Below are 22834 nucleotides of genomic sequence, written 5' to 3'. Positions count from 1 at the left end.
GTGAGTTAGTTCGCTCCGAGATAAATACAGATAGAATTGTGGCATCAAATTGTTTATATTTAGTGTCACCAATTCATCATTTAATAAAAGATTATGAGCGTTACAGTGACTTATTCGAATGGTAATCATAACCATTCTAAATTATTTAATATCTATTTTTTAATATTTTCATTAATAGCTGTTATTGCCATCTCGATTACGTCTTCTTGGTTTCTCTATTCCAACTTCTCTTCCCAAGCAATACAACTTAAGATTGCGAAAACACAACAAAAATATCAGCAGCAAGCAGATGAAGTTATTGCGCTACGTCAAGAAACTGATTTGAAAATTGCCGTATTTGCGAGTAAAGTTGGCATGATGCAAGCCGAGGTTAACCGTTTGAGTTTATTGGGTGATGAATTGGTTAAAGATGCCAGTTTAACGCGTGGTGAATTTGATTTTAACCTAAAACCTGCAATAGGCGGTCCGATTGATACTGATTCAAGTTATGCTGTTGATTTGCAAGCCTTGCTCGAAGAGATGGATTTGTTGTCACTCGAAGTAAATAATCGCTCCCAACAACTATCACTACTTGAAACTATGCTATTGAATCACAATATAAGTGATGAGGCTGTTTTATCTGGACGTCCAGTTATTCAACGTGGCTCTTGGTTATCGTCCCATTACGGCGTGCGTAAAGACCCTTTTACAGGGCGAGCGACTATGCATAAGGGGATTGATTTTGCAGGTAATAATGGTATGCATATTATTGCAACGGGTGCTGGAGTGGTAACTTGGTCTGGAAGACGTTCGGGTTATGGCTTATTAATCGAAATTAATCACGGAAATGGTCTGTCGTCACGTTATGCTCATGCTAAAGATCTCATCGCAAAAGAAGGCGATGTTGTTGGCAAGGGTCAAACAATTGCTATTATGGGGAGTTCAGGGCGCTCTACTGGACCTCATGTGCACTACGAAGTGCTAAAATCGGGACGACAAGTCGATCCTAAACGCTATGTTTATCGCTAAAATGCTTTAAATTTCAAATAGATTCACAATAACTTTTGGTCATAAAATGTTAACTAATATAATTACAAAAATAGTCGGTAGCCGCAATGACCGCATTTTAAAAAAATTGCATAAAGTTGTAACACAGGTCAATCAATTAGAAGCAGAGTTTGAAGTATTATCAGATGCAGAGTTAAAAGCAAAAACTGTTGATTTTCAACAACGAGTAGCATCTGGTGAGACTCTTGAAAGCATTTTAGCTGAAGCCTTTGCGGTTGTTCGTGAAGGCTCTAAACGTGTATTTGGTATGCGCCACTTCGATGTACAGTTACTTGGTGGTATGGTTTTAAATAATAACCAGATTGCTGAAATGCGTACTGGTGAAGGTAAAACCCTAACCGCAACGTTACCAGCATATTTAAATGCATTAACAGGTAAAGGCGTACATATTATTACGGTGAATGATTATCTTGCTGCACGTGATGCAGAATGGAATCGTGAACTATTTGAATTTTTAGGTTTAACGGTTGGCCTTAACGTTTCAGGCATGGATAACATGGCCAAACGTGAAGCGTATGCTGCAGATGTTACTTATGGTACTAATAATGAATTTGGTTTTGATTACTTACGTGACAACATGGCGTTCGAACCGCAACAGCGTGTTATGCGTCCGTTATATTACGCGGTAATTGATGAAGTGGATTCAATCTTAATTGATGAAGCACGTACCCCGCTTATTATTTCAGGTCCTGCTGATGATAGCTCAGAATTATATACTAAGATCAACACTATCATCCCACTGCTAGAGCAACAAGAGAAAGAAGATACCGAAGAGTACACGGGTGACGGTCACTACACTGTTGATGAAAAGAACAAACAAGTATTACTGACTGAAAATGGTCAAATCAAAGTTGAAGACATGCTTAAAGAGCGTGGCTTATTAAGCGAAGATGATTCTTTATTCTCTGCAGGTAATATTTCATTACTTCATCACATCAACGCCGCATTACGTGCGCATACGTTATTTGAAAAAGACGTTGATTATATTGTGAGTGACGAAGGCGAAATTGTTATTGTCGACGAACATACTGGCCGTACTATGCCTGGTCGACGTTGGTCTGAAGGCCTACATCAAGCGGTAGAAGCGCGCGAAGGTGTGAAGATCCAAAATGAAAACCAAACACTAGCATCGATCACGTTCCAGAATTATTTCCGTATGTATGAAAAACTATCGGGCATGACTGGTACGGCAGATACTGAAGCATTTGAATTCCAATCTATCTATAGCCTAGAAACAGTTGTTTTACCGACTAATAAACCAATGGCGCGTAAAGACTTTGGTGATCTGGTTTACCTGACGGCAAATGAGAAACATATTGCTATCATCGAAGATATTAAAGATTGTGTTGAAAGACAACAGCCAGTGCTGGTTGGTACTGTATCAATTGAAAGTTCTGAGTTACTGTCTAAACTACTTAAAAAAGACAAAATCAAACATAACGTATTGAATGCTAAATTCCATGAACGTGAAGCTGAGATTGTTGCTGATGCGGGTCGTTCGGGTGCTGTTACGATTGCAACAAACATGGCTGGTCGTGGTACCGATATCGTGTTAGGTGGTAACTGGCAGACTGAAGTTGATAAGCTGAAGAATCCAACTGAAGCGCAAATCGCACATATTAAAGCGGAATGGCAAGTTCGTCATGATGCTGTACTTACTGCGGGTGGTTTACACATTATTGGTACTGAACGTCATGAGTCTCGTCGTATTGATAACCAATTACGTGGTCGTTCTGGTCGTCAAGGTGATGCGGGTTCAACACGTTTCTATCTATCAATGGCCGATCCTTTAATGCGTATTTTCACATCAGATCGTATTACAGGCATGATGAAGAAGCTGGGGATGGAAGAAGGTGAAGCGATTGAGCATAAGTGGGTAACACGCGCAATTGAAAATGCACAACGCAAAGTTGAAGGTCGTAACTTTGATATTCGTAAATCATTACTTGAATTCGATGATGTCGCTAATGACCAGCGTAAAGTGGTTTATGAGCAACGTAATGAGTTAATGGAAGCGGAAGATATCAGCGAAACCATGGTTGTGATCCGTGAGGACGTGATTAACGCTGTAATGGATGCTTATATTCCACCACAATCTTTACATGAAATGTGGGATATTTCAGGCTTAGAGCAGCGTTTGCGTGCTGATTTCATGCTTGAACTGCCAATTCAGCAATGGCTAGATGATGATACTAAGTTATACGAAGAGAAGATTCGTGAACGTATCATGACTGCAGCCAAAGAAGCTTACACTGCGAAAGAAGACGCGGTTGGTGCGCAAGTGATCCGTCAGTTTGAAAAAGCAGTGATGCTACAAACGTTGGATAGCTTATGGAAAGAACATCTAGCGGCGATGGACCATTTACGTCAAGGTATTCATTTACGTGGTTATGCACAGAAAAACCCGAAACAAGAATACAAGCGTGAGTCGTTCGAACTGTTTACGGAAATGTTAGAAAATCTAAAATCAGATGTGGTGGGCGTTATTTCTAAAGTGCAGGTACAAGCACCAGAAGACGTTGAGGCAGTTGAAGCACAGCGTCGTCGTAGTGAGTCATTACCACAAAATATGAGTCATGCAGCCGCTGAAAACCAGCTTGCTGATGCACCGGCAACGCCAGATGCTGAGACATTTGTGCGTCAAGGTCAAAAAGTAGGTCGTAATGATCCTTGTCCTTGTGGCTCAGGCGCTAAGTTTAAACAGTGTCATGGTAAATTAAGCTAGTAGCAAACACTATTTGTTAGTGACGGTTATTACTTAAAATTGAAAGCGCTAAAACAGCAATGTTTTAGCGCTTTTTGTTAACTATATTTTATTCCAATTATTAAATAAGAGAAATAATGATGAAAGTCGTTCATGTCGCTGCTGGTATTATTGTTCGTGATCAACAAGTATTTATCAGTAAACGTAGCTCAGCGCAGCACCAAGGTGATAAGTGGGAGTTTCCGGGTGGTAAGGTAGAGTCAGGAGAGTCTGTGCTTGAGGCGTTAACCAGAGAGCTAAAAGAAGAAGTGGATCTTGATGTCATGAATGCACAGGCATTTCACCAGTTAGAATTTGATTATGGCGATAAAATCGTGCAATTAGATTTCTATCTTGTCGATAAGTTTGAAGGGGTAGGTAAAGGACTCGAAGGGCAGCAAACGGCTTGGATAAATATAAGCGAGTTGGCGGATTATAATTTCCCCGCTGCGAATCAAGTGATTGTTGAAATGTTAATGACTCAGTTTGCCTGAGCCATTACGCTAAGGTCACGACTTAATCGAATTCGTAACCTTTAGGCTGCAATTCTTGTGGTGATACATCTTCACCTGGAATGGCGCGTTCTTCGTTTGCCCATTCGCCAAGATCAATCAGCTTGCAGCGTTCACAACAAAACGGGCGAAATTCGCTAATAGCAACCCATTCAACAGGTTTTTGACAGGTTGGGCAATTTACTTGCATAGTGATTTCCTAAATATACAGAGCTTAAGGCTTTAGTCTGCCATGGCTGCAGTCGCTAACTCAAGAAATTTTTGATGTAAGACGGCTACATCCTGCTCAAGCTGTTGGCGATCGTTATTCACCACCACCGAATCTGCTGCTGCAAGGCGCTGCTCACGACTAGCTTGTGATTTTAATATCGCATTCACTTGTTGTAGTGATACCTTATCCCTCGCCATCGTACGGTCGATTTGGACTTGTTCTTCCACATCAACAACCAGAACGTGATTGCATAACGTGGTGAGGTTGTTTTCAACTAATAATGGCACCACTAACAAAGTATAAGCGGACTTACTGGCGGCTAATTGCGCTAATAATTCAGCGCGGATCATGGGATGTAATAAGTTATTTAACCATTGCTTATTGGCGTTATCAGAAAATATTTTTTCACGTAACAAGGGGCGATTTAAACTGCCATCATCTAGTAATATCCGTTCACCAAAATGAGCGCTAATCTGTTTTAATCCATTACTGCCAATCGCCACCACTTCTCTGGCAACAATATCGGCATCGACTAAATTAATCCCTTCGCTCGCGATTAGATCGGCAACGGTTGTTTTACCTGATGCGATACCACCTGTTAATCCAACTACATACATAAATTTCTACCTTAATAAATAAAATTGGATAGATAGAAATCAACGAGTTGATCACCCCAAATAAGATACAGCCAACCTGCAATCGCCAGATAAGGACCAAATGGAATGGGGTTACCTTGGGTATGCTTTTTCAATAGGATTTGACTAATACCTATGATAGCGCCAGCAAATGACGAGAGTAATACAATCGCTAAAATCGACTGCCATCCGAACCATGCGCCAAACGCGGCTAATAGTTTGAAGTCACCATAGCCCATGCCTTCTTTACCGGTCAGTAATTTAAATCCCCAATAAACAGTCCAGAGAGATAGGTAACCAACCATAGCACCGATGATCGCATCAGAAGGGGTAACCCAAGCGTAGTTGACATTGAGTAGTAAGCCTAACCATAACAAGGGTAATGTCATTTGGTCGGGTAGTAACATTTTATCGATATCGATAAAGGTCAGCGCAACCAAACACCAAGTCAGTAATAATGCCCCCGCTAATTGGATACCGTAGGGAATGTACAAGGCCACGACGAGCGATAACAAACCGGTTAGTAGCTCAATACTAGGGTAACGTGCTGAAATGGGGTTCGCACAACTGCTGCACTTTCCGCGTAATACTAACCAGCTGATCACGGGAATGTTTTCTAATGCGGTTATTTGATGATCGCATTTAGGACAAGCGGAGCGGGGTAATAATAAATTGAATTTAGTTGCTTCTGGTTCTGATTTTGCGGTCTTGCATTCTTCATCAAAGTAAACGGTGCACTCTTGCTTCCATTCACGCTCCATCATGATAGGTAAACGGTAAATGACCACATTTAAGAAACTACCAACGAGTAGGCCAAGTAAGGTAGCGAATAACCATAATAGCCAAGGATAGAGTTGAAAGAGAAGCGCTAAGTCTTGCATGTAAATTACCTGTACCGAATCAAATTGATAGATAAATATTAATTGAAATAAGATGATAACAAACCCATCACAAAAAAGCTGTTAAAGCTTGCTATCAAAATAACACTGGTCGATATTCACTACATAATACTGCCCATTTCAAAGATAGGTAAGTACATGGCAATAACGAGGCCGCCGATGACCACACCTAATACCACCATGATCATGGGTTCGATTAAACTAGTTAAGCCATCGACCGCATCATCGACTTGTTGTTCATAAATATGGGCGACTTTCGCCAACATATCATCAAGCGAGCCTGACTCTTCACCAATCATAACCATTTGCGTGACCATATCAGGAAATAAATTGGTTGAGCGCATGGCGATATGCATTTGTAATCCGGCGATAACTTCGTTACGCATATTCATCACCGCATTTTTATACACGATGTTACCTGATGCGCCAGCTGCTGACGTTAATGAATCGACAAGCGGAATACCAGCGGCAAAGGTTGTTGATAGAGTTCTGGCAAAACGCGCCATCGCCCCTTTGTGCATGATCGGCCCAATCGCTGGTATCTTGAGAATCGTGCGCTCAGTGATGTGTTTAACTTTTATCGAACGCTTATTAGCTTTAAGGTAAGCAAAAGGTAATCCGAATAATATACCGATCACCAAATACCAAAATTGACTGACAAAGTCAGAAATAGATAATACAAACAGGGTGAAAGGGGGAAGTTCAGCCCCAAAACCTGCGAAAATTTCTTTGAATTGAGGTATAACATAGAGTAATAAAACCAAGGTTACGACAGTTGCAACGGCGACTACCATAATCGGGTAGAACAAGGCTTTTTTAATCTTAGATTTGAGTGCTTCTGCTTTTTCTTTATAAGTCGCGATACGATCATAAATACTGTCTAATGAACCGGATTGTTCACCTGCGCTAATTAAATCGCAATATAAGTCATCAAAATAAAGTGGATGTTTACGTAATGCATCTGAAAGCGGGGTGCCTGTCGCTACTTCTGCTGCGACTTCACCAATTAGTGCTCGCATGGCAGGGCTATCATTACTGCGGGCGATGATCTCTAAGCTCTGCACCAGCGGTACGCCAGCACTAAGCATGGTTGATATTTGTCGTGAAATAAGCGCAATATCCATTGGTTTTATTTTGGCCGTGGCTTTGGAAAATAAGCCTGTTGATTTACGATTGGCTTTTAATACATTAATACCTTGACGGCGTAGCTCAACTTTTAAGTTACTGATGCTTTCAGCTTGCATCTCACCACTGACTTTTTTTCCTTTGCGGTTAACGCCTTGCCAGTTATAGGGATAGCGTTTTTTGACTGTCGATGTGCTGCGATTGGCTTTTTTAGTTACTGCGACCATGATGCTATCCTTAGCTGATGGTGTGAGATAAGATCCTCCTTTATGAAAGAGGATTATTTTGATTACTGGTCGTGAATCATTGCGTACTAATGGTTAGTGATACGTTCAACCTCAAGTAAACTGGTCACGCCGTCGATCACTTTTTTCAGGGCTGATTGACGTAATGTATTCATGCCTTCTTGCTGCGCTCGTTCGCTGAGTTCAAGCGAGTTACTGCCGGTTAAGATCATGCGAGCGATCTTATCTGACATCGGCATTACTTCGTAGATCCCGACACGCCCTTTATAACCTTTGGTACATTGGTTACAACCTATGGCTTTAAATGAAGTGATCCCATCATTGATTTGCTGTTGGCTAAAACCGAGTTTGGCTAATTCGATAGCGGGTATGTCTTCGAGTTGCTTGCATTCATTGCAAAGGCGACGACTAAGCCGTTGGGCTATGATCAAGCTGACCGATGAACCTATATTATAAGCAGGGACACCCATATTGGATAAACGAGTAAGGGTTTCTGCCGCAGAGTTGGTATGCAGAGTCGATAATACTAAGTGACCGGTTTGCGCTGCTTTGATCGAAATCTCGGCTGTTTCTATATCTCGGATCTCACCAACCATGACCACATCTGGGTCTTGGCGTAAGAATGACCGCAGTGCACTGGGGAAAGTCAGTCCAGCCTTCAGGTTGATCTGGACTTGATTGATACCAGTGAGGTTGATCTCGATAGGATCTTCGGCTGTGGATATGTTGCGTTCCACGGTGTTAAGGATATTAAGGCCACTGTATAAAGACACCGTTTTACCACTTCCCGTTGGACCAGTGATCAAGATCATGCCCTGTGGTTTTTGTAACGCTTTAAGGTACAGTGCTTTTTGTTTATCGTCATAACCGAGAATATCAATGTTGAGACTGGCTTGGTTAGAATCTAAGAGCCGCATCACCACTTTTTCACCCCACATGGTGGGCAGGGTACTGACACGTAGATCAACGGATTTATTCTTGGATAATCTTAATTTGATACGGCCATCTTGTGGCACTCTACGCTCAGCAATATCTAATTGCGCCATGACTTTTAAGCGCGCAGAAAAACGCATGGCTAAGTTAACGGGCGGCGATACCATTTCATGTAAGATACCGTCGATACGAAAGCGCACCCGGTATTTGAATTCATACGGTTCGAAATGAATATCCGATGCGCCTTTTTTAATTGCATCCAGTAAGATCTTATTGACGAATTTAACAATCGGCGCATCGTCAGCACCGTTGTTATTTTCTTGCTCTAGGCGAGACTCATTTTTATCAACTTCCAAATCATCAATGCTGGCGTCATTCAGATCGCCAAGGGCATCAATATCATTTTCTAATACAGCTTCTAAGGCTTTTTGTAATTGCAGTTCATCAATCAAGAGTACTTCGGTATGCAAACCAAAACTAAAGGAAAACTCTTCTAGTGCGATTACATTAGTTGGATCTGACATCGCTAGGTATAGGGTTTGACCCTGGACATAAATTGGTAAAGCATGATGTTTATCAATGAGCTTTTCGTTGATTAGATTATCGGGGATTTCTTCGAGATTAAAAGTATCTAAATCAAGCAGTGGGACGCCATATTCACGCTCTAATAATTGTGCCAACATTTGACTATTGATGATGTTATTGTCGACGAGATAGGTTGTGAAGGATTTACCTTCCTGTTTGGCGCTTTGTAGAAGTTGTGGAATTTCTTCTGCCGCGAGATATGAATGTGCGACCAGGCTATGCGCCAAGCCGCTCGCGTTATGTTGGTTAGGCACGACTACGTTATTCTACATGTGTTACTTCAGTGCCACCAAAGCAAAGGTCTTTTGATGTACTTGCACATGCAGTTTTAGCTCCCCAAGTTAGCTTTCCGCCCTGAAGAGTAGGTGTTAACGCATATGTCACACCAACATCATTTGTTAACACGTTGATAACACCTGTTGAAGCATCAACAGATAATGTTTTAATCTCAGTACTGACTGAATTACTTGCTGTTATCGCTGCAGGCATTAAATCGTAAGAGTCACAGCCTGATATCTTACTTGTTTCACTATAACAAATTGCTAAAGGAATCTTGTAGGTATCGGCAACCGTAATATACTGAGCTTGTCTTGCTTTTATTACATACTTCTGATATTCGGGTAGTGCAATACCAGCTAAGATCGCAATAATAGCGACTACAATCATTAATTCAACTAACGTAAAACCTTGTTGTTGTGCTTTCTGTTGTACTCTCATTTTTTATATCCTTATAAAATTAGCTAATAGTCCTTTATTCATCAAATGGTATGAGATACCTGATGAGTTGATTTATTTAAACCCCAATTTAACATTTTGTATACAAGTGTTTAACGATCAAGTTCAAGTTATAAGACAATGCGTCGAAATAAGCAGTTGATTTGTTGATATATAATTATCTTGTACTAAGGGTTTTGAAGTTGGAATTAAGTAATTTAAAAGCTATTTATAGATGAATAACTAAAATGAGGGTTATTATGCAGTGGTTAATTTTATTCTACTTGGCTCTACTAGAAAATGAAAAAGCACTACCCTAATGAGATAGTGCTTAGAGGCTTAATTAGGACTTTGTCATTAATTCTATTATTAGTGATTATTATTCAATAATGGCTATTTAATAAAACGCATCGACAGATCGGTTGCTTGCACGTGTTTTGTTAGTGCGCCTACCGAAATAAAATCAACGCCAGTTGCAGCAAAACTCGCAAGGGTCTTGATTGTCACATTACCTGATACTTCTAATTTCGCTTTACCTTGGTTTAATTCAACCGCTGCACGCATCATTGGAATGTCGAAGTTATCGATCATAACGATGTCTGCACCGGCATCCAATGCTTGTTGCAGTTCAGCAAGACTTTCGGTTTCAACTTCAACTGGTTTACCTGGTTGTAACTCTTTTGCTTTGGCAATCGCATTTTCAATACCGCCACAGGCCATGATGTGGTTTTCTTTAATCAGGTAAGCATCGAACAGGCCGATACGGTGGTTTTTACCGCCACCACAAGTCACTGCGTATTTTTGGGCGAAGCGTAGACCTGGGATTGTTTTACGCGTGTCTAATAACTGACATTTAGTACCTGCAAGTTGATCAACGTATTCTTTGGTTAATGTGGCAACGCCAGATAATGTTTGTACAAAGTTGAGTGCATTACGCTCACCCGTTAATAATGTACGGGCAGGGCCTTCTAGCGTAAATAGTGTTTGATCTGCAGCGACTAGGTCACCATCAGCAACAAACCAAGTCACTGTTACAGTGCCACCTAGCTGGTGGAAAACTTCATCAACCCAGGCTTTACCACAAAATACCGCTTGTTCACGGCTGATCACTTTGGCTTTAGCTTGTGTTTCTGCTGCGATTAAGTTTGCCGTGATATCACCTTCTGCCACACTTTGACCACCAAGGTCTTCTGCTAATGCAGTGCTTACTGCGCGGCGTATTTCTTGTTGTAACATAATAATTCCTAGGTCGATTAAAAACTAATACTCACTTAAGGTGAGGGTTTTGCCTTGCTGGACTAATTTAACTTGTTTTAATGCATTCATACCAAGCAGAATAGTATCACCTTGCATGTAGGGATTGATATTCGCACTAAGGTCGTAGAGCGTCAATTCACCTACTGATAAGCTGTCTAGATGCGTCGAAAATACTTCAATCACGCCATTGGCTGTATTCACCGATTGACTGTAACCCGCGGTAAGCCCGATCTGTTTCGCTATGTTAGCTGGTATCGAAACCTGCGTGGCTCCCGTATCAAGTAAAAATTTTACCTGATAACTATTTATATAACCATTAGTAACATAGTGGCCAGCACGATTTTGTTGCAGCATGACGACTGCATTGCCATTTTGTTGGTAGCTTTCTGGTCGGGTGTTGGGATTTTCTTGCTTGGCCAAATAATTATTAAAGAATAGAGTCATAATAATTAACCCACTGATCCAGGCGATATAAGTCATGGTTTTGGCGATTTTTTGATTTCCATCCATTGTCTTTCTCCGTTATGAGTGTGTTAATTTATTCGTTTTGTATTTTACGGACTCTGCTATGTTATTGCTAACGATATCATTGTAAAGTGGAGCAATTGTGAAGAGTAGTCTTGAATAGCAGTAACTCGATTATAGTTAGAAGGTATAAACAGCGTGACAAACAGACAATCAAGCTCAGGGTTATTGGCAAGTGCACATTTTTTGTCATCGCCACATTTTGATGATCGTCCGCCGAAGACTGATATTGATTTATTGGTTATTCATTGTATCAGTTTACCACCGGAACAATATGGTGCGGAGTACGTTGAAGATTTTTTTCTTGGTAAACTCGATTGTAGCTTACACCCTTATTTCCATCAATTAGAATCAGTGCGGGTATCGGCACATTTATATATTAAGCGAGATGGCCAATTGATCCAATTTGTACCTTTGGATAAACGCGCTTGGCATGCAGGACTTTCTGAATTTGCTGGTCAATCTCGTTGTAATGACTTTTCTATTGGTATTGAACTGGAAGGAGATGTTAATCATCCTTATACACCTGTGCAGTATCAGTGTTTAGCGACTGTCACTGCGGACATCCAGCAACGTTACCCCTTAATTACTCTAGACCGCATTATTGGTCATAGCGATATTGCCCCTGTGCGTAAAGATGATCCTGGTCCGCATTTTGATTGGCAGCATTATTTTGCATGTTTAAATTTGAAGGACAATTAATATGGCCTTAATATCATTATTGCTCGCATTATTCATTGAACGTGTGGTGCATTTGAGTGCTAAGTTACAATTGGATAATGTCTTGCAGCGTTATCTTTATCCTTTATTACCCTCATTTATTAACCAAGGTCTGTTTGGCACCTTGGCTATTATTGCGTTGCCGACAGCGGTTATGTATAGCTTATTAGACGCTATTTCAGGTTTATATTATGGTGCTTTTACGGTACTCGCTTGGCTGATGCTGCTATTAATGAGCTTTGGTGGCAGTGACTATCGCCGTGATTATCGCCAGTACTTAAAAGCATTAAGTCGTAATGATTTAGAAGCGAAAGGTACGTATGCCGGATGTTTGGATGTCAACTGTGAGCGTTTTTGTGCAACATTACTGACAGAGGCGGTTGCCCAACAATTGGTCTGGATTAATTATCGTTTTTATTTTGCTGTGATCTTTTATTTTGTGGTGTTAGGTCCGGTAGGTTTAACTATGTATGTAGTGGCTCGTAGTTATCATAAATATATTATTCAGCATCATAATAATCAATTAAACCGCAGTGGTATTCACCGCGTTATGCGCGTCGTTGATTGGTTACCAGCACGCTTAACTATGTTTGGTTATGCTGTTGTCGCAGAAGAGCAGGCTGCTTTACCTCAGAGTTTACGTAGCTGGCGTGATTTATCAACACCGGAGTTTGACTTGCTAGGGAAAGTTGTTTGCTTGGCGAGCAAAGCGAACGTGACAACTGATAAGTGTTATGACTATACCTGTTATTTGGTGCAACTGGCTAAACGTAACATCATTTTCTTTGTAACAATAATATCTCTCCTTACCATTAACGGTACAATTAATTAACTGAGGCATGGTACTTAAGCAAGGTTGTTAACGAGTCTTAGCTTTGACTGATACGTTAGTGACCTTGATAATAACTATGTTTTCTTCCTTCTTTCCTCCAAATTGTTTTTCATGTCATATACATCAGCAGGCGTATCAGTATTTAGCTGTTTACCAAGCGGGTCTTATCTCGCTTAATCCTTGTTATATCTTTATTTTTTATTTTGCCCTTGGGCTTTTTGTCGACCTGCTATCTTAGATCTAAATAATTGTATTAAGTGGTAAGACCAATACGCGGTGGTTATTACCTTTGAGGTAGTTGATCGACTGTGTATCTTTAACTTGTAGTTATTTAAACTGCCTTTAATGTACATTTCAATATCTTTATGCTTAGTTTATCCGGTTACTTAGATGGATTTATACTGACTATTTTGATTTAAACACTATAAATACGAACAAATATATCTATTTTTAATGACAATCGAGCGTGGTTTTGGTAAATTGTCATGACTTAATATTAAATTGGTCTGACCAATTTACCACTGGTCATTTTGAGGTTCACATGGTCTATCAAAAAATTCAGCCGCCGAAGTTGTCCGATGCGATTGCAGAGCAACTAGAGCAAATGATTTTGGAAGGTAGTTTAGAATCTGGCCAGCGCTTACCTTCAGAACGTGATTTAGCCCTACAGCTAGAGGTATCTCGCCCGACTGTACGCGATGCAATCTTACGGTTAGAAAGTAAAGGTTTATTGGAACGTCGTCAAGGACGTGGAACATGGGTGAAAAAGGTCATGGACCAAACACTGATGGAACCACTGTTTCAATTATTGACGACACACCCAGAAGCGCAATTAGACCTATTAGAATTTCGTCATGCACTGGAAGGTATTTCAGCGTATTACGCTGCGTTACGTGGTACTGAAACCGATTTTCAGCAATTACGCGTTGCGCTCGATGCCATTAGTGCATCGGAATTAGCACATGATCCGCAGCTACAAGCGCAAGCAGTCAGTGCGTTTAATATTGCGGTCACCGCCGCATCACATAATATTGTGTTGTTGCATCTTCTACGTGGTTTGAATCCATTATTAGAAGACAATATCTGCCAAAATTTTAGGTTGTTGGAAAAGCGTCAAGGTGTGGTTGAACAAATTAGCCAACATCGCGGTGATATGCTTACTGCAATTCTTAACCGACAGCCAGAAGCAGCCAGAGAAGCATGTCATGCCCATCTGGCTTATATCGAGCAAGCATTGCTGGATATGGGGCGTGAAGATAGCCGCATTAATCGTGCGTCACGCCGTATACAACAAGCTAAATAGTGTTACTAATGAATATTCTTAAACGTGAAGATGCTTAAGAATATTTCTTTAATATTGTAGAGATCTAATTAGTAAGGAATCTCATATGTCCGACATCTTAAAGCATGATGTAGACCCAATCGAAACTACCGAATGGCTAGAATCAATCGAATCTGTAATTCGTGAAGAAGGTCTTGAACGCGCACAGTATTTACTAGAAAAAGTAATTGCAAAAGCACATCAAGACGGCGTTGCACTAGGTAAAGGCGGCATCACTACGGATTACATTAATACTATCCGTACTGAAGACCAACCTGTATACCCAGGTGACGAGAAATTAGAGCGTCGTATTCGTTCGATTATCCGCTGGAATGCTTTAATGATCGTACTACGTGCATCGAAGAAAGACTTAGAGTTAGGTGGCCACATGGCTTCTTTCCAGTCTTCTGCTGCACTTTACGATGTATGTTTCAACCACTTCTTCCGTGCTCCAACGGAAAAAGACGGTGGCGATTTAGTTTATTACCAAGGTCATATTTCTCCTGGTATTTACGCTCGTTCATTTGTTGAAGGTCGTTTAACTGAAGAACAACTAAACAACTTCCGTCAAGAAGTTGATGGTAAAGGTATCCCGTCATACCCACATCCTAAGTTGATGCCTGAATACTGGCAGTTCCCTACAGTATCTATGGGTCTTGGTCCATTCTCTGCAATCTATCAAGCACGTTTCTTGAAATACCTAGATGGCCGTGGTCTAAAACAAACTGAAGATCAAACTGTATACGCTTTCCTAGGTGATGGCGAAATGGATGAACCAGAATCACGTGGCGCATTATCATTTGCTGCACGTGAAGGTTTAGACAACTTAGTATTCGTTGTTAACTGTAACTTACAACGTCTTGACGGTCCTGTAATGGGTAACGGCAAGATCATTCAAGAACTAGAAAGCTTATTTAAAGGCGCTGGTTGGAATGTTATTAAAGTTGTTTGGGGCGAAGAATGGGATGAACTTCTTGCTAAAGACACGTCAGGTAAACTACTACAGTTAATGAATGAAACTGTTGATGGTGATTACCAAACGTTGAAAGCTAAAGGCGGCGCTTACGTACGCGAGCACTTCTTTAACCGTTACCCTGAAACAGCTGAATTAGTTAAAGACATGACTGATGATGAAATCTACGCACTTAAGCGTGGCGGTCACTCATCAAGCAAGCTTTACGCTGCATATGCATATGCAAAAGCAAAAGCAACGGTTGGTAAGCCTACTGTAATCCTAGCTAAAACTGTTAAAGGTTACGGCATGGGTGAAGCAGCTGAAGGTAAAAATATCGCGCACGGCGTGAAAAAAATGAAATCGGATACGCTTAAGCAATTCCGTGATCGTTTCGATGTACCAGTATCTGATGATCAATTGTTAGAACTACCGTATGTTAAAATCGAAGAAGGTACGCCTGAACACGAATACATGCATGCGCGTCGTAAAGAATTAAACGGTTATTTACCACAACGTAAACCTGAATTCTCTGGGAAGCTAGACATCCCAACAGTTGAAGACTTCAGTGTGCTACTTGGTGAGCAAAAGCGTGAAATTTCTACAACTATGGCTTATGTTCGTGCCTTAAATGTGCTGCTTAAGCATAAAGGTATTGGCAAAAACATCGTACCAATTATCGCCGATGAAGCGCGTACATTTGGTATGGAAGGTTTATTCCGTCAAGTTGGTATTTACAACCCTAAAGGTCAAGCATACACACCTCAAGATCGCGAAATCGTTTCTTACTACAAAGAAGAAACTAGCGGCCAAGTACTTCAAGAAGGTATTAATGAGTTAGGTGCTATGTCTTCATGGGTTGCAGCGGCTACATCATACAGTACGAATGATGTACCTATGATCCCACTGTATATCTACTATTCAATGTTTGGTTTCCAACGTATTGGTGACTCTGCATGGATGGCTGGCGATCAAATGGCTCGTGGCTTCCTATTAGGTGCTACAGCTGGTCGTACAACACTAAATGGTGAAGGTCTTCAACATGAAGATGGTCACAGCTTAGTACAAGCAGGCCTTATCCCGAACTGTGTGTCTTATGACCCAACATTCGCGTATGAAGTTGCTGTTGTATTACAAGACGGTTTACGTCGTATGTATGGCGAACAGGAAAATGTTTTCTACTACATCACATTGATGAATGAGAACTATGCTCACCATGCAATGCCTGAAGGTGCTGAAGCTGGCATCCGTAAAGGTATGTACAAGCTAGAAACTTATACTGGCGAAAAAGCAAAAGTACAGTTATTAAGTTCAGGTACTATCATGATGCAAGTTCGCGAAGCGGCTCGTATCTTAAGTGAAGACTATGGTATTGGTTCTGACGTATTCTCTGTAACTTCATTCAATGAAATTGCACGTGATGGTCAAGACGTTGAACGTTACAATATGCTACACCCTGAAGCAGAGCAAAAAGTACCGTACATCACTACACTAATGAGTGATGCACCAGCTATTGCCGCGACAGATTATATCAAAAACTATGCAGAACAAGCGCGTGCATACGTGCCAACTTCATACAAAGTTCTTGGTACAGACGGTTTTGGTCGTTCAGACAGCCGTGCAAACTTACGTCGTCACTTCGAAGTTAACGCGCAATACGTAGTTGTTGCTGCATTATCTGAATTAGTTAAGAAAGGCGATCTAGAAAATCAAGTTGTTGTTGATGCAATTGCAAAATATAACATCGACGCTGATAAATTAAACCCTCTATACGCATAAGGTATAAAAAATGAGTATTGAAATTTTCGTTCCAGACATTGGTGATGATGAAGTAGAAGTAACTGAGATTTCCGTTCAAATCGGCGATACAGTTGCAGAAGAAGATACTTTGCTTGCTGTTGAGGGTGACAAAGCGTCTATGGAAGTTCCTGCACCACAAGCTGGTGTAGTACAAGAAATTCGTGTAAATGTTGGTGACACAGTAAAAACTGGTTCATTAGTATTTATCTTTGCTGATGCTGCAAGCGTAGCTGCGCCGGTTGCAGAGGTTGCTGTTGAAGCAGCTCCTGCACCAGTTGCAGCGGCAGCAGTGCAAGTATTAGAAGTTAACATTCCTGACATCGGCGACGATGAAGTGGAAGTAACTGAGATTTCAGTTAAAGTTGGCGATACTGTTGCTGAAGAAGACACGTTAATGGCTGTTGAAGGCGATAAAGCTTCAATGGAAGTTCCTGCACCATTCGCTGGTGTTGTGAAAGAAATTAAAGCAGCTGTTGGCGATAAAGTAACAACTGGTTCTTTCATCATGACGTTTGAAGTTGCTGGTGCGGCACCTGTTGCAGCTCCTGTTGTAGCTGAAGCGGCTGCACCTGCTGCAAAAGTTGAAGCTCCGAAAGCTGCTGCTCCTGTTGCTGCAAAAGCAGCTGAAGCTACTGGTTTCGTTGAAAACGACGCTTACCATCATGCATCACCAGTAGTTCGTCGTCTAGCACGCGAATTCGGTGTTAACTTAGATAAAGTTGGCGCAACGGGTCGTAAAGGTCGCATCGCGAAAGAAGACGTACAAACTTACGTTAAAAACGCTGTTAAACGTTTAGAATCTGGCGCTACTGGCGGCAACGGTTCTGGTATGGACGTACTAGCATGGCCGAAAGTTGATTTCGCTAAATTTGGTGAAATCGAAGTAGTTAAGATGACTCGTATCCAGAAGATTTCTGGTCCGAACCTGCACCGTAACTGGGTTAAAATCCCACACGTTACACAGTTCGACGAAGCAGATATCACTGAACTAGAAGCGTTCCGTAAAGTTGAGAACAACAAACTTGTTAAGCAAGATAAAGGCTTCAAGATTTCTCCACTCATCTTCATCGTTAAAGCTGTTGCTAAAGCGTTAGCTGATTATCCGAAGTTCAACACTTCAATCGGCGAAGATGGCGAAAGCATCATTCAGAAGAAATACATCAACGTTGGTGTTGCTGTTGATACACCAAACGGTCTAGTTGTTCCGGTTATCCGTAACGTTGACCAGAAAGGTATTTACGAGCTTTGCCAAGATCTTGCTGTTATCTCTAAGAAAGCACGTTCTGGTAAACTGACTTCTTCTGATATGCAGGGCGGTTGTTTCACAATTTCTAGCCTTGGCGGTATCGGTGGTACTCAGTTCACACCAATCGTTAATGCTCCAGAAGTTGCAATTTTAGGCGTATCACGTTCTGAAATTAAACCTAAGTGGGATGGCAAAGACTTTGCTCCTCGTCTTATGTTACCAATGGCACTTTCATATGATCACCGTGTGATCGATGGTGCTGACGGTGCTCGTTTTGTTACAGCATTAAACGGATATCTTTCAGATCTTCGTCAACTAGTACTGTAATTTTAATTAACGAATAGTTAATTTTAATTGCGTAATAGTTTTAGTATTTAATTAAAGAGAAGTTTTACTAGTTAATAGAGAAGAGTTATCGCATTTTTGCAATGTTTTAACTCTTTTTACTTCTCATTTATTTAACATATATGTAAAATTATCTGGATTCGAACATCATTACTCAGAAGCTTTAAATTGTGCCTCTGAGTGAGGTAACCGCCATTCCAGATAATTAAATGACAACGAGGTCATAATGAGTAATGAAGTTAAAGCTCAAGTAGTAGTACTTGGCGCTGGTCCTGCGGGCTACTCTGCTGCATTCCGTGCTGCAGATTTAGGTTTAGAAACTGTAATCATCGAACGTTACAATACCCTAGGTGGTGTTTGTCTTAACGTTGGTTGTATCCCTTCAAAAGCTTTACTACACGTAGCTAAAGTAATTGAAGAAGCAAAATCATTAGCTGATCACGGTATCGTGTTTGGCGAACCACAAACTGACATCACTAAAATCCGTTCATGGAAAGAAAAAGTTGTTGGTCAATTAACTGGTGGTCTTGGCGGTATGGCTAAGATGCGTAAAGTTAAAGTGGTTGAAGGTTTAGCACAATTTACTGGCGCTAACACTATTGAAGCAACAGACCGTGACGGTAACGTTACAACTGTTACATTTGATAATGCAATCATTGCAGCGGGTTCACGTCCAGTTAAACTACCATTTATTCCGCATGAAGACCCACGCGTTTGGGATTCAACAGATGCACTAGAACTGAAAGAAGTTCCTGGTAAATTACTTGTACTTGGTGGTGGTATCATCGGTCTAGAAATGGGTACTGTGTACTCTGCTCTAGGTTCTGATATTGACGTTGTTGAGTTTGCAGATCAATTAGTACCTGCGGCGGATAAAGACATCGTTAAAATTTATGCTAAAGCAGTTAAAAACAAATTTAACGTAATGCTAAGCACAAAAGTAACGGCTGTTGATGCAAAAGAAGACGGCCTATATGTTACGTTTGAAGGCAAAAAAGCGCCTGCTGAACCAGTACGTTATGACGCTGTTCTTGTTGCTGTTGGTCGTGTACCAAACGGTCTAGGCTTAAATGCTGAAAAAGCAGGTATTACAGTAACTGAACGTGGTTTTATTGAAACAAATAAAACCATGAGCACGAACGTTCCACACATCTATGCAATCGGCGATATCGTTGGTCAACCTATGTTGGCGCATAAAGGTGTGCATGAAGGTCACGTTGCTGCAGAAAACATTGCTGGCAAGAAACACTTCTTCGATCCTAAAGTTATTCCTTCAATTGCTTACACTGAGCCAGAAATGGCGTGGGCTGGTCTAACTGAAAAAGAAGCGAAAGAGCAAGGCGTAAACTACGAAGCTGCTGTATTCCCTTGGGCTGCATCAGGTCGTGCAATCGCTTCTGACGCATCTAACGGTATGACTAAATTATTATTCAACAAAGACACTAACCGTATTATCGGTGGTGCTATGGTTGGTACTAACGCTGGTGAATTACTAGGTGAAGTTTGTCTAGCAATTGAAATGGGTTGTGATGCAGAAGATATCGCATTAACAATTCATGCGCACCCAACGTTACACGAATCAGTTGGTATGGCTGCAGAAATTTATGAAGGTTCTATTACTGACCTTCCTAATGCTAAAGCGATAAAGAAAAAATAATTTAACGTGTTAATCGTTAATGTTAGAAAGCGACCTTAGGGTCGCTTTTTTTATATCTGAAATTAGGAGTTTTAAAACAGGCGCTGCTAATATAGTTAGGTTACATGCAATATAACCTACTGTTCCCATGAATGGGATGGATTAATTTTTAGGGTAGATGTCAAAATATGGTACAGATTAAGCGTATTTTTGGTTCTTTATTTAAGATAATGATTGGGTTATTACTTGCTTTTATCTTCTTGCATTTAAATACGGCTATAGCCGCAGAAACCGCTTCAGATAGCGGTAATAACAATGAACAGCAACGGCCTAAAATTGGTCTCGCATTAAGTGGTGGGGGGGCTAAAGGTGCTGCGCATTTAGGGGTGATCAAATATTTAGAAAAAAATAATATCCCTGTCGATTATATAGCGGGTACCAGTATGGGCTCATTTATTGGTGGTATGTATGCGATGGGGCGTTCAACGGAACAAATCGAAAGCATATTATCTGAGTATGATTGGAGCCAAGGTTACAATGATGACGTACCACGTGATGCACTCTCGGTAAGAGAGAAGCAGCGTCAGGATTCCTTTCAATTGCAAACCAATATTGGTTTTGATGGCACCAGTGTGGAATATCCATCTGGTTTTGTCCAAGGCCAAGGCATGGCAAAGTTATTACGTTTATCAACGAACAGCTTGCCTTATGTACGCCATTTTGACTTATTGCCGATCCCTTATCGTGCGGTCGCTACCAATATTGAGACCATGAGTGAAGTGGTATTAGAACGTGGTGATTTATCTAAAGTGATGCAGGCGAGTATGTCTATACCGGGGGCGTTAACCCCTGTTTTTATTGACGGTCAGTATCTTGTCGATGGCGGAATGGTAAACAATTTACCTATATCGGTATTACAAAATATGGGGGCGGACATTATTATTGCGGTTGATATTGGATCACAGCTTTATCGCCAGGAGGAGATAACCAGTGCTTTCCTTATCTTTGATCAGTTATCGAGTTCGATGACGCGTACCAGTGCCAATGAACAGATATTAAAACTATCCGAGCAAGATATTTTACTCAGTCCTGAAATTGACGGTATTGGTACTGCAGATTTTGGTTTGATGCTAGATGCGGTGGCTCGTGGTGAAAAATCTGCGCAGAGTGCGAATTCTAAATTAACGGGTTTGTCGTTATCTGATGACGACTACGCATTATATCAACAACAAAAGATATATAAAAAACAACAGTTGGCACAAATTGATATTATTCAAATCAATGATATCGATATCACCACTGATACCCGTTTAAGTTCCAAGGTGCTTGAAAATAAATTAAACTTAAAACGTGGGGATAAGATTACTGTTGCTGAATTAGAGAAGAAAATTGATGTGCTTTATGCATTAAATTTATTCCAAAAAGTCGATTATAGCATTACTGAAAAAGAGGGTATCTATGACTTACATATCAACGTAGTAGAGAAAAGTTGGGGGCCTGGCTATGTTGATTTTAAATTTAATATTCAAGAGTCTACTTCCAGTGATGATCGTCAGCAAATCGGCTTGCAATACATACTAACGGATTTAAACCGGTTGGGTGCGGAATGGCGCTCTGAGTTAGTGTATGGCTCGGATTCTAATATTAGTACTGAATTTTATTCACCGATTGATTATAACCAAAACTTCTTTTTTAAAGCGGGGATAAGATTAGAAGACTATGAAAGTAAGGTATACCTAAGCTCAATAAATGCTCCTGAACTCAAGCCTGTTAAATCTAGTTTTGAATATTTTGTTGTTACCACAGAACAAATCAATGTTTATGCAGAGCTCGGTATCATTCCTTTTGATTGGGCACAAATTGCGGTTGGTAGTTATTATCAAACTGGTACTGCAGACATCGAGGGTTCGAATATCAATACAAAATTTGATAGTCAGGGGTGGTATTTACAGACGCGCTTAGATTCATTCGATAATATATCCTTTCCAACTAAAGGCTTTAAACTCGACTCTGATATATACATAGATACAAGTGACTACTTTGATAGTAGTGAAAATAATGTGTTCTTTAGCTTAGATTGGCGTAATGCGATGTCATTTAATCGTTCGACCTTTGAGTTTAAAGTGTCGATGGCAAGTTATGATGGCCCTCCTATTTCACCAACATTTGAAGTGGGGCTCGGTGGTTTCCACAACCTCTCGGGTTATGGTATTAACGAAATCACCGGTAATTATAAAGGTTTGGTTGCTCTAATTTATCGACATCGTTTATTGGATAATAATTTTGGTGCATTCTCATTTCCACTTTATCTGGGCGCGTCCATCGAACAAGGGAATGTTTGGAATGATAAAGATGACATCAGCTTTGACTCAACCATTTCTGCGGGCAGTGTATTTATAGCCTTAGATACGGGCATAGGTCCTGTGATGTTGTCTTACGGTTATGCTGAAGGTGGACACGCTTCTGGTTATCTCTTTATTGGTAATAATTTCTAATTACGCGTTAGGACTATTCATATGAATTAACTCTTCTTTTTACACCATAAATCTGA

At 40.7% G+C, this 22834-nt stretch carries 18 protein-coding genes; 10 read left to right on the top strand and 8 right to left on the bottom strand.

The features are described from left to right. Positions 1-105: 105 nt before the first annotated feature. From BT797_RS12440 to mutT, 3 genes are all read left to right on the top strand, one after another. A complete protein-coding gene (locus BT797_RS12440) occupies positions 106-1008 on the top strand; it encodes a M23 family metallopeptidase (RefSeq protein WP_244534186.1) in 903 nt (300 codons plus the stop codon). Between the two features lie 46 nt (positions 1009-1054). Beyond that, positions 1055-3772 (top strand): preprotein translocase subunit SecA, encoded by a 2718-nt coding sequence (secA, locus tag BT797_RS12435; RefSeq protein ID WP_075472255.1) that lies wholly within the window; start codon positions 1055-1057, stop codon positions 3770-3772. 119 nt (positions 3773-3891) lie between these two features. Beyond that, entirely contained in the window at positions 3892-4284 is a 393-nt protein-coding gene (gene mutT / locus BT797_RS12430) for an 8-oxo-dGTP diphosphatase MutT (protein WP_045112700.1), read from the top strand. A 22-nt stretch (positions 4285-4306) separates the two neighbouring features. Here the strand turns inward: mutT and yacG are convergent, their stop codons facing one another. The 8 genes from yacG to BT797_RS12390 form a co-directional block, all read right to left on the bottom strand. Continuing rightward, positions 4307-4498, bottom strand: a complete 192-nt coding sequence (gene yacG / locus BT797_RS12425; protein ID WP_170860759.1) for a DNA gyrase inhibitor YacG — start codon at positions 4496-4498, stop codon at positions 4307-4309. Between the two features lie 26 nt (positions 4499-4524). Continuing rightward, positions 4525-5130, bottom strand: a complete 606-nt coding sequence (gene coaE, locus BT797_RS12420) for a dephospho-CoA kinase (RefSeq protein ID WP_075472251.1) — start codon at positions 5128-5130, stop codon at positions 4525-4527. 11 nt (positions 5131-5141) lie between these two features. Then, positions 5142-6029: a prepilin peptidase gene (locus BT797_RS12415; RefSeq protein ID WP_075472245.1), complete on the bottom strand. Its 888-nt coding sequence runs from the start codon at positions 6027-6029 to the stop codon at positions 5142-5144. A gap of 119 nt (positions 6030-6148) precedes the next feature. Next, entirely contained in the window at positions 6149-7399 is a 1251-nt protein-coding gene (locus tag BT797_RS12410; RefSeq protein ID WP_075472243.1) for a type II secretion system F family protein, read from the bottom strand. A gap of 86 nt (positions 7400-7485) precedes the next feature. Next, entirely contained in the window at positions 7486-9189 is a 1704-nt protein-coding gene (pilB, locus tag BT797_RS12405; RefSeq protein WP_045112105.1) for a type IV-A pilus assembly ATPase PilB, read from the bottom strand. A 7-nt stretch (positions 9190-9196) separates the two neighbouring features. Beyond that, on the bottom strand, positions 9197-9652 hold the full coding sequence (locus BT797_RS24580) for a pilin (RefSeq protein WP_045112104.1): 456 nt from the start codon (positions 9650-9652) through the stop codon (positions 9197-9199). A gap of 390 nt (positions 9653-10042) precedes the next feature. Next, on the bottom strand, positions 10043-10885 hold the full coding sequence (gene nadC / locus BT797_RS12395; protein ID WP_045112103.1) for a carboxylating nicotinate-nucleotide diphosphorylase: 843 nt from the start codon (positions 10883-10885) through the stop codon (positions 10043-10045). A 24-nt stretch (positions 10886-10909) separates the two neighbouring features. Then, positions 10910-11416: a retropepsin-like aspartic protease family protein gene (locus BT797_RS12390; RefSeq protein WP_045112102.1), complete on the bottom strand. Its 507-nt coding sequence runs from the start codon at positions 11414-11416 to the stop codon at positions 10910-10912. A 153-nt stretch (positions 11417-11569) separates the two neighbouring features. On the opposite strand from BT797_RS12390, the gene ampD reads away from it, so the two are divergent. From ampD to BT797_RS12355, 7 genes are all read left to right on the top strand, one after another. After that, a complete protein-coding gene (gene ampD / locus BT797_RS12385; RefSeq protein WP_045112101.1) occupies positions 11570-12133 on the top strand; it encodes a 1,6-anhydro-N-acetylmuramyl-L-alanine amidase AmpD in 564 nt (187 codons plus the stop codon). A gap of 1 nt (position 12134) precedes the next feature. Further along, positions 12135-12983, top strand: a complete 849-nt coding sequence (gene ampE, locus BT797_RS12380; protein WP_045112100.1) for a regulatory signaling modulator protein AmpE — start codon at positions 12135-12137, stop codon at positions 12981-12983. 541 nt (positions 12984-13524) lie between these two features. Continuing rightward, a complete protein-coding gene (gene pdhR, locus BT797_RS12375) occupies positions 13525-14286 on the top strand; it encodes a pyruvate dehydrogenase complex transcriptional repressor PdhR (RefSeq protein WP_045112099.1) in 762 nt (253 codons plus the stop codon). Positions 14287-14371: 85 nt separating this feature from the next. After that, positions 14372-17035 (top strand): pyruvate dehydrogenase (acetyl-transferring), homodimeric type, encoded by a 2664-nt coding sequence (gene aceE / locus BT797_RS12370; RefSeq protein WP_075472241.1) that lies wholly within the window; start codon positions 14372-14374, stop codon positions 17033-17035. Between the two features lie 10 nt (positions 17036-17045). After that, entirely contained in the window at positions 17046-18629 is a 1584-nt protein-coding gene (aceF, locus tag BT797_RS12365; protein ID WP_075472239.1) for a pyruvate dehydrogenase complex dihydrolipoyllysine-residue acetyltransferase, read from the top strand. A gap of 244 nt (positions 18630-18873) precedes the next feature. After that, positions 18874-20304 (top strand): dihydrolipoyl dehydrogenase, encoded by a 1431-nt coding sequence (gene lpdA / locus BT797_RS12360; protein ID WP_045112097.1) that lies wholly within the window; start codon positions 18874-18876, stop codon positions 20302-20304. Between the two features lie 167 nt (positions 20305-20471). Then, positions 20472-22778 carry a patatin-like phospholipase family protein gene (locus tag BT797_RS12355; protein ID WP_045112096.1) on the top strand — a complete coding sequence of 769 codons (2307 nt, stop codon included), beginning with the start codon at positions 20472-20474 and terminating at the stop codon, positions 22776-22778. The last annotated feature ends 56 nt before the right edge of the window (positions 22779-22834 follow it).

This window comes from Moritella viscosa, assembly GCF_900120065.1.
Lineage (GTDB): Bacteria > Pseudomonadota > Gammaproteobacteria > Enterobacterales > Moritellaceae > Moritella > Moritella viscosa.
Note: the sequence above shows the minus strand (reverse complement) of the source record. Positions and strands in the feature narration are given on the sequence as shown.